The sequence below is a fragment of the Shivajiella indica genome, assembly GCF_042683085.1.
Lineage (GTDB): Bacteria > Bacteroidota > Bacteroidia > Cytophagales > Cyclobacteriaceae > Shivajiella > Shivajiella indica.
The window spans coordinates 388,500-403,602 of sequence record NZ_JBHUIV010000025.1 but is presented as its reverse complement, the minus strand read 5'-3'; the positions used below and the strand labels follow the sequence as shown (position 1 = coordinate 403,602).

General features: G+C 35.7%; 11 protein-coding genes and 1 other RNA gene. 8 read left to right on the top strand and 4 right to left on the bottom strand.

The features are described from left to right. Nucleotides 1-16: 16 nt before the first annotated feature. An RNA gene (gene rnpB / locus ACFSKV_RS18120) (RNase P RNA component class A) lies at nucleotides 17-440 on the bottom strand. Between the two features lie 485 nt (nucleotides 441-925). Here rnpB and ACFSKV_RS18115 point away from each other — a divergent pair. Continuing rightward, a complete protein-coding gene (locus ACFSKV_RS18115; protein ID WP_380806024.1) occupies nucleotides 926-1,489 on the top strand; it encodes a DUF3109 family protein in 564 nt (187 codons plus the stop codon). 57 nt (nucleotides 1,490-1,546) lie between these two features. On the opposite strand, the gene ACFSKV_RS18110 is transcribed toward ACFSKV_RS18115, so the two are convergent. Beyond that, the gene (locus ACFSKV_RS18110; protein WP_380806021.1) at nucleotides 1,547-2,761 is read right to left on the bottom strand and encodes an arginine deiminase; all 1,215 of its coding nucleotides are present in this window, start codon (nucleotides 2,759-2,761) and stop codon (nucleotides 1,547-1,549) included. Between the two features lie 281 nt (nucleotides 2,762-3,042). Between ACFSKV_RS18110 and ACFSKV_RS18105 the strand changes: the two genes are divergently transcribed. Next, nucleotides 3,043-4,491 carry an MBOAT family O-acyltransferase gene (locus ACFSKV_RS18105; RefSeq protein ID WP_380806018.1) on the top strand — a complete coding sequence of 483 codons (1,449 nt, stop codon included), beginning with the start codon at nucleotides 3,043-3,045 and terminating at the stop codon, nucleotides 4,489-4,491. 8 nt (nucleotides 4,492-4,499) lie between these two features. Beyond that, nucleotides 4,500-5,651: a hypothetical protein gene (locus tag ACFSKV_RS18100; RefSeq protein ID WP_380806016.1), complete on the top strand. Its 1,152-nt coding sequence runs from the start codon at nucleotides 4,500-4,502 to the stop codon at nucleotides 5,649-5,651. 74 nt (nucleotides 5,652-5,725) lie between these two features. Here the strand turns inward: ACFSKV_RS18100 and lysS are convergent, their stop codons facing one another. Together lysS and ACFSKV_RS18090 are read right to left on the bottom strand one after the other, a co-directional pair. Continuing rightward, nucleotides 5,726-7,444, bottom strand: a complete 1,719-nt coding sequence (gene lysS, locus ACFSKV_RS18095; RefSeq protein ID WP_380806013.1) for a lysine--tRNA ligase — start codon at nucleotides 7,442-7,444, stop codon at nucleotides 5,726-5,728. Nucleotides 7,445-7,512: 68 nt separating this feature from the next. Further along, nucleotides 7,513-8,700: a proline dehydrogenase family protein gene (locus tag ACFSKV_RS18090; protein WP_380806010.1), complete on the bottom strand. Its 1,188-nt coding sequence runs from the start codon at nucleotides 8,698-8,700 to the stop codon at nucleotides 7,513-7,515. Between the two features lie 238 nt (nucleotides 8,701-8,938). On the opposite strand from ACFSKV_RS18090, the gene ACFSKV_RS18085 reads away from it, so the two are divergent. The 5 genes from ACFSKV_RS18085 to ACFSKV_RS18065 all read left to right on the top strand — a co-directional run bounded on the left by ACFSKV_RS18085 (nucleotide 8,939) and on the right by ACFSKV_RS18065 (nucleotide 15,070). After that, on the top strand, nucleotides 8,939-10,066 hold the full coding sequence (locus ACFSKV_RS18085) for an acyloxyacyl hydrolase (protein ID WP_380806007.1): 1,128 nt from the start codon (nucleotides 8,939-8,941) through the stop codon (nucleotides 10,064-10,066). Between the two features lie 48 nt (nucleotides 10,067-10,114). Continuing rightward, on the top strand, nucleotides 10,115-11,218 hold the full coding sequence (locus ACFSKV_RS18080; protein WP_380806004.1) for a chorismate mutase: 1,104 nt from the start codon (nucleotides 10,115-10,117) through the stop codon (nucleotides 11,216-11,218). A gap of 306 nt (nucleotides 11,219-11,524) precedes the next feature. Next, the gene (locus ACFSKV_RS18075) at nucleotides 11,525-12,628 is read left to right on the top strand and encodes a chorismate mutase (protein WP_380806001.1); all 1,104 of its coding nucleotides are present in this window, start codon (nucleotides 11,525-11,527) and stop codon (nucleotides 12,626-12,628) included. Nucleotides 12,629-12,801: 173 nt separating this feature from the next. Further along, on the top strand, nucleotides 12,802-13,839 hold the full coding sequence (gene aroB, locus ACFSKV_RS18070; protein WP_380805997.1) for a 3-dehydroquinate synthase: 1,038 nt from the start codon (nucleotides 12,802-12,804) through the stop codon (nucleotides 13,837-13,839). A 25-nt stretch (nucleotides 13,840-13,864) separates the two neighbouring features. Continuing rightward, nucleotides 13,865-15,070, top strand: a complete 1,206-nt coding sequence (locus ACFSKV_RS18065; protein ID WP_380805994.1) for a 3-phosphoshikimate 1-carboxyvinyltransferase — start codon at nucleotides 13,865-13,867, stop codon at nucleotides 15,068-15,070. The last annotated feature ends 33 nt before the right edge of the window (nucleotides 15,071-15,103 follow it).

The window sequence follows — 15,103 nt, the reverse complement described above, 5'->3', positions numbered from 1 at the left end:
AAGAGATTTTTGTAAAAAAAAGTGCAAGCCTATAAGCCGGGTTCTGTTTATCACCCAAATGGATGACTAACTTGTCATTTATCTAGACCCTGACTCACATCAGGGTTCAATCGATCTACCCATCCCGCATAAAGACGAGCAACCTTTTATGAAATCAAATTTCATTGCGGGACCTATTTGATCTTTCAACCCATAAGGTTTACCATGCCTCCTTCATCACTGCCGGAGCGGTGGGCTCTTACCCCACCTTTTCACCCTTACCCCGTCCCGATAGCTATCGGGATCGGGGCGGTATATTTTCTGTGGCACTTTCTGTAATCAGGCCTTCACCAGACTGATCCCTTCCCGTTAGGAAGTATGGCGCTCTAAGTTGCCCGGACTTTCCTCTCTTCTGTCCTGAAAAAAGATCAGGGCAGAACAGCGACAAGTTGGCTTGCACTTTGCAAATTAAGGGAATAATTTTATTCTTGACTAACGTATATTTTAATATAAAAGATCAGTTTATCTTAGAATTATTTGTATGCAAATTAAATTGTAACCTAGTGAATATTAATTTTAGTCCACTTGATAAAAGATTGATGAAATGAACTGGTGGGTATTATTTGAGAAAATTATTAAAGGAAGAAAGGAAAATAGATTGGGTAATCCAAGTGTAAAATTCTTCGGATAACGAATTTATGAAAAAAAAAATAAAAAAAAACAAACAATAACGAACTAACTCTGTTATTAATGAAAGGCTTTAAAAGCTTTTCTTCATAGTGCTGGGTTGAACCGTTCTGAGACTTCAGAACGGTTCTTTTTTTTATTTCCTTTTAAGATATTTAATAGTCCAAAGAATTTGAAGAATGCTCAGGAACTAGTTTGGAGTTGAATAGGTTGATTTTGTCTTATATGCCTAACTTTGTATTTCGAAATTTGATTTAAAATGATTCTAATAGGAAATGCTGTAATCTCAGATGACATCAAAGAACAATTTTTTGTCTGCGATTTAGAGAAATGTAAAGGAGCATGTTGTGTAGAGGGAGATTCTGGAGCACCATTGGAAGATGGGGAGACAGAATTGCTTGAAAAGGTTTATCCCATAGTTAAAGATTATATCACAGAAGAGGGCAGGAAGGTAATCGAGCAGCAAGGTACCTGGGTGATTGATAAAGACGGAGACAAATGTACCCCTACCATTGGAGAAAACAGAGAATGTGCCTATGCATTATATGATGAAAAAGGGATTTTAAAATGCGGGATTGAGCAAGCCTACCTGGATGGAAAAATAGATTTTAAAAAACCAATCAGTTGTCATCTTTACCCTATCCGAATCACCAAATATGATCAGTTTGATGCCCTCAATTACGATAGGTGGAGCATCTGTAGTCCAGCTTGTAGTTTAGGTAGTAAATTGGGAGTTCCTGTTTATAAATTTCTGAAAGATGCCTTGGTCCGAAAATATGGATTGGACTGGTATGAAGAATTGGCAAGAGAAATTGAAGGATGAACTTTCTATTACCCAAAAGCCTAACATTTTATTTCAAATCTTAAACTAATTTCACCCTCAAACTTTGGCCCTGCTAAGGGGCATGGTCATACACCTAGGTCCTCCTAATCCCCTTGAAAGTTCCGAGGAAGGGATTTCAAGGACCTCTACCCCCATGTTTCTTAAAGCCCGGTTTGTATGAATGTTTCTGTTGTAGGAGATAACTCTCCTTGGCCCAATTGCAAAAACATTTGCCCCATCAAACCATTGCTCACGCATTGAATAATCGGGATTTCCATCTGCGGTTGATAAAATTTCCAAATGAGGAATTTCCCTTTCCAAAACCGTAAGCAAAGACTCGTTAAGCACCTGTCTTTTGATATGCACTTTATCCCCGCTAATTTCTTTCAAAGTATATAGAGAAGTATGTAAAACAGAATTTAAGGCATCTGGATAAGTAAGTACGAGGTTTTCGTCCAAAACGGTAAATACAGTATCAAGATGCATGAATTGCCGCTTTTTTGGGAGATGGACATCGTAGACCCTTTCAACGGAACCTTCAGCAAGCAGGGCCTTGGCAACATGGTAAATTGCTTTTTCATCAGTCCTTTCAGAATTTCCAATGGCAACGGCTTTTTTGGATAATACTATGACATCACCACCTTCGATGCTGGGAGGAGATTCATGTCCGTTGAGGGGATATAACCTGTTAACATGTTCTTTAAAGTCGGGGTGGTTTTCAAAAATTGCCCTTAATATATTGGCTTCTCTTTGCCTTCCTTCCATTTTCATACTGGAAAAAATGATTCCTCCTGGAGTGATAGCCATAGGATCTCTTTGGAAATATAGATTTGGACTTGGAGGAATAACAAATGCATAATCCAGCAATTCCATCGAAGGCAAGTTGGGTATTTTTCTTTTCAGTTCATGGACTTTAATACCCGCAGTCAATACTGTGGCACATTCAGCAGTCGAGAACCTTTCGAGTATATATTCTTTAAATTGGGTCTGTCCTGATTTTTTTAAAGCATCCTCCATTAAATTTTCCAAAATATTTCTATCTGAAAGAGTTTGGATTAACAGTTCGTGTAAGCGGTATACTTGAGCACCTGTGGTTTGTTTGATTAAATCAGTAAAAAAATCATGTTCCTTCTGCATGGCCTCTAAATAGGGGACATCCTCAAACAAAAGGTAATTTTTATTATAGGGCGTCAGTCTGTCAATCTCTTTTCCAGGCCGATGCATAAGTACTGCTTTCAGGGTTCCAAATTCAGAGTTCAATCTGAGGTTCATACAATTATTAGTTATAAGTTATTAAATTAAAAAAGAATAAATGAATTTTTTGATTATTTGACAATATAATGTTCAAATTCATAATTTTTTTGTAATTCTGGTTAAGGAAAAAGTTGGATAGAAAAATAATCTCAATTTAATTTATTGAAATAAATAAAGAGAAAATAAGATTAAATAAATTTCTTTTTGAAAATATTTGTATATACAGTTAATTTAAAATAGATTTGACAAAATTTAATTATTGTAAATATTATTTAATCGTTTTTATTGTTTAGAATAAGATGCTTTTTAATTCAATTGATTTTGCGGTCTTTTTACCCATTGTTTTTATTCTATATTGGTTTGCAACACAAAGAAATTTAAAATATCAAAATTTTTTGGTGGTTGTTGCTAGTTATGTCTTTTATGGGTGGTGGGATTGGAGGTTCCTGTTTTTGATCATTTTCAGCACGATTGTAGATTTTTTGATAGGGATAAAGCTGGCAAATACTGATAATCCTATTAAAAGAAAAGGATTATTATGGACCAGTATGCTGGTTAATTTGGGTTTTTTAGGTTTTTTCAAGTATTATAATTTTTTCTTGGATAATTTCGTGACCGCTTTTTCTTTTTTTGGAAAAGAAATTCATGCCAGTTCATTGGAGATTGTTTTGCCCGTCGGAATAAGTTTTTACACTTTTCAGACAATGAGTTATACCATTGATGTCTACAGAAAAAAATTAGAACCGACTAAGGATTTTATTGCATTTTCTGCTTTTGTAAGTTTCTTTCCTCAATTGGTAGCCGGACCTATTGAAAGGGCAACTAATTTGTTGCCTCAGTTTTATGAAAAGAGGATTTTTGATTACCATAAGGCCGTGGATGGAATGAGACAGATTCTCTGGGGTTTGTTTAAAAAAATAGTGATTGCGGATAATTGCGCAGAATTTGTAAATTTGATTTTTGATAATCCTGATAGTTATTCTGGCAGCACTTTGTTATTAGGGGCATTCTTTTTTGCATTTCAGATCTATGGAGATTTTTCGGGTTATTCTGATATAGCCATCGGAACTTCCCGGCTATTTGGGTTTCATTTGATGAGAAATTTCAATTTTCCCTATTTCTCAAGAGATATAGCTGAATTTTGGAGAAGATGGCATATCTCTTTATCTACTTGGTTCAGGGATTATTTGTATGTTCCTCTTGGGGGTAGTAGAGGTGGAACTTCAATGAAAGTAAGAAACACTTTTATCATTTTTGTTGTCAGTGGTTTTTGGCATGGTGCAAATTGGACATTTATTGTTTGGGGGTTATTGAATGCCATTTATTTTCTTCCCTTGTTACTTACTGATAATAATCGAAATAACTTGGAAATTGTAGCTAAAGGAAAATTATTGCCAAACTTCCACGAATTGTTAATGATTTTATTAACTTTTTGTTTGACCTTGGTTGCTTGGGTTTTTTTTAGAGCTGATAATGTTTCACACGCTTTTCAATATTTATCGGGAATGTTTTCAATTTCATTGTTTTCAATTCCCGACTTTCCAGGGATGATGAAGGCTTTTTTAACATTGATTTTCATCGCTTTCCTAATATTAATTGAATGGAATGGAAGAGAATGGCAATTCGGTATAGCTCATTTGGGCCAAAATTGGAAAAGGCCTCTTAGGTATACGTTATATTATGCCATAATATTTGTCATAATTTGGTTTGGTGGTGCTGAGCAGGAATTTATCTATTTTCAATTTTAACCTGAGAAATGAGAGAATTTGTATTTAAAATTTTGGGATTTGGATTGCTTCCTTTAATTTTTCTATTACCGCCTTTTTATATTTTGAATAATTCAGGTGAAAGTTTTGTTACAAAGAACTCCTTTGACAAACTTATTCAATCAAATAGAAAGTACCTTATAGGTTATTTTTATGATGAAAGTAATTATGAATATTTGAAATGGAAGGAAATTCAGATTAGGGAAAAACTTGATGTTATGGTGATAGGAACTTCCAGGGTCCTGCAGTTCCGGGAAGATATGTTTACCAATGCTTCTTTTTTTAATGCAGGGACAACAAAGGTTATTTTTAACTCTATTTCGGACTATCTTCCTTTTCTAAGAAGTATTGGAGAAGATAAATACCCAAAAGTTTTAATTATTGGTTTAGACCAATTCATGTTTAATTCCTTTTGGGACCCATTGCAAGGGGAAACTTCTTTAGAAACTAAAATACCTTATAAAGCATTTCCTGCTTCATCAAGTCTAAAAAATGTTTACGAAGATCTTTTGAACGGAAGGATTGATTTGGAAACATTATTTCCGGTAAAAGATGAAGAAAATATAGCGATTTTAGGATTAAATGCCAATGTAAATAAAATGGGATATAGAAAGGATGGTAGTATGTTATATGGCAAGCAAATTGAAAAACTAATGAATGGGGATTCCACCGCAGGAGATTTTGGATTTAAATTCTCATTTCAACAAATAGAGGATAATGAAGGTATTTTTAAACATGGTATGGAAGTTAATCCCAGATCTTTAAATGAATTGAATAAATTACTTGATTTTTGTAAGAATAATGGGATTTATGTAATAGCATATCTGCCTCCATATGCGGATGCGGTAAATGCAGTCCTGGAATCATCTGGAAACTATCAATATATGGAACAGGTTATGGGTTCTATTGAACATTCTTTTGAAATTAATGGGTTTGAATTATGGAATATGAGATATTTATCAACTTTTGGATCAAATGATGATGAAATGTTGGATGGCTTTCATGGAGGTGCAGTTACCAAATTGAGAATGATAATTTTTTTACTTGAAAATGGATCTAAACTGAATGAATATACGGATTTGAATATTCTGAAAAATGACCTTAAGAATAGAAAAAATAGGTATTTGGTATATGATTACTAATTAATTCAAAAAAAGCAAAAAAGAGGCTGTCTCAATTTATGAGACAGCCTATTTTTGATTAGTAGATCACCAGTTTAAGCAATCCATTTTTCAACTTCCTCCTTGGTGGGATTGCCAACTTCAAGTTTAAGTTTCTTCCTTCTCCCACAGATGTCGTTAAATAACTTATTGACATCCTGTTCTTTTAATTGCTCAATTGTATGGATGTTAAGGTCTCGGATAGCTGGGATAAGCCCAGAAGGTATACCCAAAGACATAAAATCTTCATCAGAAGCAATTGATACTTTTTTCTCTGGCCTCATCTGAGGAAAGAATAATACCTCCTGAATGGTAGATTTATTAGTAAGCAACATGGTCAAACGATCAATTCCTATCCCAAGGCCTGAAGTTGGTGGCATACCATATTCCAATGCCCTTAAGAAATCCTCATCCATTGCCATGGCCTCATCATCTCCTCTTTCAGCAAGTTTTAATTGCTCCTCAAATCTTTGCCTTTGGTCGATGGGATCGTTTAACTCAGAATAAGCATTGGCAATTTCTTTTCCATTCACAAATAGCTCAAATCGTTCAACAAGACCTTCTTTACTTCTGTGTTTTTTAGCCAAAGGAGTCATTTCAACAGGATAGTCTGTAATGTAAGTGGGCTGAATTAGGAAGCCTTCAACTTTTGCACCGAAGATTTCATCAATCAATTTTCCTTTGCCCATAGAATGGTCTACCTCGATCCCGAATTCAGCACAAACTTTCCTAAGTCCTGCTTCATCCATTTCACTGACATCTACTCCAGCATATTCTTTGATTGAATCAAACATGGTCAATCGTCTGTAGGGTCCGGCAAAGTCAATTTCTTTGTCTCCCACTTTTACCACCGTAGTTCCATGAATTGAGGAGGTGACTTTTTCTATCAGTTCCTCAACCATTTCCATCATCCAAACATAATCTTTATAAGCCACATAAATTTCCAAAGAAGTAAACTCTGGATTATGGGTTCTGTCCATACCTTCGTTTCTGAACATTTTCCCGAATTCATAAACACCATCAAAGCCTCCAACTATTAGCCTTTTTAAATACAATTCGTTTGCTATCCTTAAATATAAAGGCATATCCAAGGTGTTGTGATAGGTATGGAAAGGCCTGGCAGCTGCTCCCCCATGGACCTGTTGCAATATGGGAGTTTCCACTTCAAGCCAACCATGGTCGTCAAAGTAACGTCGCATGTTGGTGATAATTTTTGACCGGGTCAGAAAAACCTCCTTTACCTCAGGATTGACTGTTAAGTCAACATACCTTTGCCTATATCTCAGTTCAGGATCAGTAAATCCATCATAAACATTTCCATGCTCATCTCTTTTTACGATAGGGAGCGGCTTTACAGATTTGGAAAGAATTTTTAATTCAGTAACATGTAATGAAATTTCTCCTGTTTGGGTGGTGAAAATATATCCCTTTACTCCAATGAAATCGCCAATGCCTAGTAATTTTTTGAAAACGGTATTATAAAAGGTCTTGTCCTCATCCGGACAAATATCATCTCTTCTTACATAAATCTGAAGCCTTCCGGTAGCGTCCTGAATTTCAGCAAATGATGCAGAGCCCATGATTCTTCTACTCATTAATCTTCCTGCTATGGAAATGCTTTTATAATCATTTTTCCTGTTTTCGTAGTTTTTGTGGATGTCTTCCGCCGTGACATTGATAGGAAAGGTTTCAGCAGGATAGGGGTCTATCCCCAACTTCATTAATTCCTCTCTGTCTTTCCTTCTCTCTAACTCCTGTTCGCTTAATAATTGCATTGTGAAATTATCTTCAGTTCAAATTTTCTTTTATTTCCCGCGGAATTTAATATCCGTAGTATGTTTTCTTATTTCTTTGAAATTTTCCTTCTTTTTATTTCCCTTTTTATCAATTCAAATTCCCTACTGCTTTGACCTGCAACAGAGGTGTTTTCTTCTGCCCTCCGAGATAGGTATGGCATTACTTTTTCTACAGGGCCATAAGGCACATATTTGACTATATTAAAGCCAGCATGGGCTAGATTGAAGGAAATGTTGTCACTCATTCCATATAATTGGGCAAAATACACTCTGTCATCCTTCGAATTGATGTTGAATTTAGAAAGTAATTCAGTCAACATTAGATTACTTTGCTCATTATGAGATCCGGAAACCAAACAAATAGTATCTATATTTTCTACGCAATATTTGACGGCAGCATCATAGTCTCTGTCTGTTGATAATTTGTCTGGTTGTATAGGGCTTGGATAACCTTTCTTTTCTGCTCTTTCTCTTTCTTTTTCCATGTAGGCCCCTCTAACTAACTTCACACCTAGAATATAACCTTTCATTTTTGCTGTTTTATGGGCCTCTTTTAATCTGTCCAGCATATCATGCCTATACATTTGAAATGTATTGTAAACTACACAGGACTCTCGATTGTATTTTTCCATAGCTTCATAAACCATAGTATCCAATACATCCTGATACCATGAATCCTCAGCATCCGCAAGGATTTTTGTTCCAACTTTAAAAGCTTCAAGGCAAAGTTCATCTACCCTGTTTTTGGCCCTTTCAAATGCGGTCAATTCTTTGGTGCTCAGTTTTTTTCCACTTTGGATTTTGGTCATGATTTTAAAATCCCCAAGTCCTGTTACTTTGAAAACTGCAAATGGGATATTGTCATCACCTGCTGACCTCTTTATGGTTCTGAGAATTTCTTTTTTGGTAGCCTCGTAGCTTTCCTCATCACCTTTCCCTTCAACTGAATAATCCAATATTGATTTGACGTTAAATTCAGAAAGCTTATCAACTACTTGTTGGCAATCTTCTATACTTTCCCCCCCACAAAAATGTCCGAACATGGTATTTTTCATTAATCCTTTTATGGGTAATTTAAGGGCAAAGGCCCAATTAGCTAATTTGGTTCCTACACTTACGGCTAAGTTATTGTTGATGGTGGCAAAGATAAAATACATTTTCTTTAACTCTCCATCAGATTTTGAGGCGAAGGCCACTTCTAAATTCTCAAAAGATATTTCGGGTTTTACTTTCATAGGAGTGAAATCAGGCTGCAAATATATCAAAAAAACTCCATGAGCTTTATCTTTGTTTCGCTATTTAAGACTTTAGGATTTTGTAGTCAAATTAAGTCTAGCAATAAATAAAAATATTTTTTTATTTATGAATTTTAGGTAAATAGATAAAAGATATAATTAAAATTTATTTTAGAGAGGAAAATGGGAGAGATATATTGTTATAATTACGAATAGTTCAGGCAAATTCTTTCAACAAATGAGAAAAGTAATCCTCATCATCTTTAATTTTTTATTATATCAGGGTGCTTTTTCCCAATCGAACAAACTTTTTAATGGAAACTCGCCAAAATTAATAAAATATCTTGATGTAAGTTTTGAGTTGGGGCCCATAATTGAAAATGGTTCAGCAAGCAGTGCTGAACTTAAGAAAAATACAAATTACATTGGAGTGGATGCAAGGCTTGGCTTTCAGAAAGGATCAGAAAGCATTTATGCAAAATTATATAGATTCCCTGTTTATGGAATTGGGGTTTATGCTTCCAGCTTCCAAAATGAGGTGGTTGGAAATCCAAATGCGGTTTATTTTTTTATGGACATTCCATTTTCCTACCCTTCCGACAAGAGATGGAAATTCGGTTATTATTTTTCATATGGCCTATCATTTAACTTTAATCCTTATGACCCTATTGATAATCCAACTAACTTATTTATTGGTTCTTACAGAAACGCATTCATAAATCTAGGTTTCAGGGCATCTAGAGAGTTAAATGAAAGGATGGAGTTGTATACTGGCATTGGGTTTAGGCATTTTTCAAATGGGGCGTTAAGTCTTCCGAATACCGGGATAAATTTACTTCCTTTCACATTTGGTGCAAATTACAGATTGACCAAAAATCACGATAAAGTATTTTCTGACAGATCTATACCTAAGCAAGATAAAAGGACCTTACTGAATTTCCACTTGGCACCAGGTACAAAGCAATATTTTATTGGAGATGATAACAATTTCAAATTGGGGATTGGTGTTCATATTCTGAGGGAAATATCCTACAAACACAGGCTTGGACTTGGACTGGAACAATTCTATTCTGCTAATTCAAAGGAAAGGATGGATGAACCTATGACTTCTCGTTTTTGGGATTCCAACGCATTTGCACTTTTTGGTTCTTGGGAATGGGTATTGACAAAAAATCTTTTCGCTCCTATGGGTCTGGGCGTATATTTGCATAGGAACAAACATAACGGGGAATGGAATTGGTACTACCAAAGAGTTGGCATGGGATACCGATTTTCTAATGGAATATTTACCAGCTTAAGCATTAAAGCACATAAGGGAAAAGCAGACTTTTTTGAATGGACACTGGGCTACACTATTTTCAAATAGTCCAAACTTTGGAGAAAAAACTTTGGTTAGAAAACTAAAAGAAAAAAATTGAAAATCAATAAACTGGAAAACTGGAACCTACAAGAATCAAATCCTTTGATCATTGCGGGTCCGTGTAGTGTAGAAACCCCGCAGCAACTTGAAAAGACAGTTGAGGTATTGGTGAATAATGGGATTAGGATCATAAGAGGTGGCGTTTGGAAGCCCAGGACCCGTCCGAATAGTTTTGAAGGGGTAGGAAGTCCAGCACTTTCCTGGATTAGAGATATCAAATCAAAGTACGGAGTTAAATTTGCAATTGAAGTTGCCAGTCCGCAACATGTCGAAGAAGCATTGCAGGCAGGTATGGATATTCTTTGGATAGGAGCGAGGTCTACAGTTAATCCGTTCACTGTTCAGGAAATAGCCAATAGTCTAAAAGGTGTAGATATTCCAATCTTGGTAAAAAATCCTGTAAATCCGGATCTTGCTTTATGGATTGGAGCCTTAGAGCGTATTCATCATGCGGGAATAGACAAGTTGGGGGCTATCCACCGGGGCTTTTCCAATTTCAATGACGAAATTTTCAGGAACAGTCCCACTTGGCAAATTCCTTTGGAATTAAGAACGAGGTATCCTGAATTACCTTTAATTAATGACCCAAGTCACATTTGTGGTCGAAGAGATTTGATTTCCCAAATATCTCAAATGGCATTGGATCTTAATTTTGATGGCCTCATGATTGAATCACATATTGATCCTGAAAATGCATGGTCTGATGCTGCCCAACAGTTGACTCCCTATGCATTATCCGAACTTTTAAACACTTTGGAAACACGTTTTCCGACGACCGATAATCCGGTTTTAGAATCACAGCTAGAAGTAATCCGGCAACATATTGATGATGTGGATAGGGATTTATTAGAGATGTTGAGCAGAAGAATGAGATTGGTTGAAAAGGCAGGGATCTATAAGAAAAAGAACAACGTGGCCATTTTTCAAATGGAAAGGTGGAAAAAAGTTTTTGAATCAAGGCAGGAATGGGCAAAAAGCCTTCAGGTTAACCCTGAATTTATCAAGGAATTGTTCAATTTGATCCATACAGAATCAATTAAAAAACAAGAAGAGATTATCTCAAATAAAGAAAAATGGGAAGATAGAACAATGGATTAATTCCAAAATATTATTCTGTTTAAAAGGCTGAATAATATTTAATTTTCTGTATTTGTAATCAGGTAGTAAATTGTTGAATAAAATTTAAAAAAATATTTAATATTTGATTTGTTTTTAAAAAACTACCCTTTACATTTGAAACATGTTAATCGCAGCCACCGCATATTTTATCTTTTTTTACTTTTACTTTCGTCCTCAAGGTCGAATCGGAGCTGCTTATTGTCTGGTAAAAAAATAAAAAAATATAAACCATGAAAGAGCCCGGTTCGACAGAATCGGGCTTTTTTTATTTAAATCTAAATTGTCATGCAAGACCACTTACAAATCAAAGATTGGGGACTCGGATTAAAAGGTCACACCATCATCGCAGGGCCATGTAGTGCCGAAACTCCTGAGCAGATCGAACAAGTTTGTTTGGATATGAAAAAGGAAAATATGATTCCCGATATGTTCAGGGCCGGGATATGGAAACCCAGAACCAGGCCAGGGTCATTTGAAGGAATTGGAGAAGATGGTCTGAAATGGATGGAAATTGTAAGGCATCACCTAAATATTCCAATTACAACAGAGGTTGGAAATGCTGCCCATGCCGAAACCGCGTTAAAACATAAAGTTGATGTGTTATGGATTGGCGCGAGGACCACTGTAAATCCATTTGCTGTTCAGGAAATAGCGGAGGCTTTAAGAGGGGTGGATATTCCGGTTATGGTAAAAAATCCCATGAACCCAGATCTTCAGTTATGGATAGGAGCTTTGGAAAGATTACATGCTGTAGGTATTCACAAATTGGCAGCCATTCATAGAGGTTTTTCAGATTCTTATGATAAAAGGTTCAGAAATAAACCTAATTGGTCTATGCCTATCCATTTAAAAAGAGAATGGAAAGGAATGGAAGTGATCAATGATCCTAGCCATATTGTGGGTAATAGGGAAGGAATTCTTGAAACGGCCCAAAGAGCTATCAATTTTGGCTTGGATGGATTGATGATAGAAACTCACCACGACCCTGATAAAGCATGGTCAGACGCCAAACAGCAGGTGACCCCTGCCAGGTTAAAGGAGATTCTCTCTCAAATCGATTTCAAAGACACTTTGTTAGAAGAAAGTCCGAGCGAAAGATTGTCAGATCTCAGAAATGCTATTGACCATTTGGATGATCAATTACTTGATATCCTACAGGAAAGGTTTTCGCTCATTGATCAGGTAGGTGCTTACAAAAGAGAACATCACCTCACCGTTTTTCAATCAGATAGATGGAAGTATGTGATGGAATCTAGAACCCAAAAGGGAATCAAGAAAAATTTAAGTGAAAAATTTATGAAAGAGTTGCTTTACTGTATTCATGAAGAATCTGTAAAGAGGCAGGAAAAGCAACTTCGTGAAGCAGATCCAGTTAAAAAACAAAGTTAAATTTTATAAGAGATATTGTTCCCTTATTACTGATTTTGAAAATCTTTGAGGGTATTTCATCAAAATACTTCAAAGATTTTCAAATCAATTTTTAGACAATATTTAATTGTTGAAAAACACCCAAAGACATTTGTCGTTGTTTCGATTTATTTATTCAATTTAATCTTAAGATTTTGGAGTTCATTTTATTCTCATCCCGGATTTCAGAAGACCTAAAGAATTATTTAGGACAATTAAATTACTCCCAAATTGGTGTGATTATGGATTCCAATACTTCAATTCATTGTTATCCCTCAATAGCTGAGGCACTTCCGATTGCCGCCAAGATTTATGCTTTTCCTGCTGGAGAGGCAAATAAAAATCTGGAGACTTGTTCCCTCATTTGGAAATGGATGACTATAGAAGGTTTTGACAGAAAATCTTTGATTATTAATCTTGGTGGAGGAGTAACAGGAGATATGGGTGGATTTTGTGCTGCAACCTACAAACGGGGTATCAGATTTATTAATATCCCTACCTCGCTTCTTTCACAAGTAGATGCCAGTGTTGGTGGAAAATTGGGAATAGATTTTCATGGTTATAAAAATCATATTGGAGTTTTTACAGAACCGGAAGCAGTAATAATTTCAGATTTGTTTTTGAAAACATTACCGGAAACTGAATTAAGATCAGGATATGCTGAGATTATCAAACATGGGTTAATTCGAAATTCAAATTATTTCCACTGTTTAAAAGTTGAGGGATGGCAAAACCAACCCTGGAGAGATATTATTGAGAAATCTGTAGCTATCAAAAAGGAGGTAGTAGAGAAAGACCCTAAGGAATCCGGCTTAAGAAAAATCCTGAATTTTGGTCATACTGTTGGCCATGCTTTCGAATCTTATTATTTGAATTCATCCGATCATCTGCTTCATGGTGAAGCCATTGCAATTGGAATGATTTGCGAAGCTTACCTTTCCCACAAGAAACTTGGTTTAAGCCATGAGGAGTTAAATGAAATAGTGCAAATGTTGAAAAGTATATATGGGAAATTTAATATTCAAAAAGAAGCAATTTCTTCTATTATTGAACTTTGCAGCCAGGATAAAAAAAATGAGGGTAAGACCATTAATTTCTCACTGCTAAAACAAATTGGGGATTGTGATTACAACATTAGCGTGAAAAATGAGGAAATTGAGGAATCCATTCTATTCTATCAATCTTTAAACTGATTTTTCAAAATAAAATAAAATTAAATTGAATACCTTGAAACTTAGTCAAATAAATAAGTTTTCTTTCACGAGGATACCATTACCTTCTTCAAAAAGTGAAAGTAATAGAGTATTGGTAATAGACGCCTTGACTAAAGGAGAAAATCAACTGTTTAATCTTGCAGAGGCAAGGGATACCCAAACCATGATTCGATTGTTGGAAACTAACCCTCCCATATATGATGTGTTGGATGCAGGAACAACCATGAGGTTCTTAACAGCATATGCCGCAGTAACCAATCAGCATAAGGTAATGACTGGTACTCCAAGAATGTGCGAAAGGCCCATCGGAATTTTGGTTGATGCCTTAAGGGAAATTGGAGCAGAAATTCATTATATGAACAATGAAGGATATCCCCCTTTGGCAGTTCATGGTTTGAAAGAACAAACCTCAAATAAAGTAAAAATCAGAGGGGATGTGAGCAGTCAGTATATTTCTGCGCTTCTTATGATTGCTCCAGTTTTGCCGAATGGGTTGGAATTGGAACTTTTGGGAAAGGTTGGATCAAAAACATATATTGAGATGACCATTGAGTTAATGAAGGAATTCGGGGTTAATAGCACTTGGGAAAAAAATACAATCAATGTTCCACATCAATCCTATATTCCTACAGAATTCCATGTGGAAAGTGACTGGTCAGGTGCAAGTTATTGGTTTAGCCTTTTGGCCTGTGTTGATGAAGGGGAATTGTATTTAGAAGGTCTGAAAGAAAACAGTTTGCAGGGTGATGCGGCAATTGTTGAAATTATGGATAAGTTGGGAGTTAAAAGTCAGTTTAAGGATGGTGGTGTCTATTTGACGAAGCAAAAAGTAAAGGGTTTGAATGCTTATGATTTTACCCATTGTCCTGATTTGGCACAGACAGTGGCTGTTACCTGTGCTATTATTGGCCAAAAAACCAATTTTACAGGATTGGAAAGTTTGAGGATAAAAGAAACGGATAGAGTTTTTGCCCTCCAACAGGAATTAGCAAAGTTCAACGCGAGATTTGAAGAAACCGAACCTGAAATTTTTACTTTGATTCCGTCTGTGGAAATGCCATCAAAAGTCCAAATCCATACTTATGATGACCATAGAATGGCTATGGCATTTATGCCATTAATGACCAAAACGGAAGTGATTTTTGAAGACCCGGAAGTAGTGAACAAATCCTATCCAAGTTTTTGGAAACATGTTGGATTAATAAAATAGATTTAAGACCGTTGATTTGATTTACATTACCTC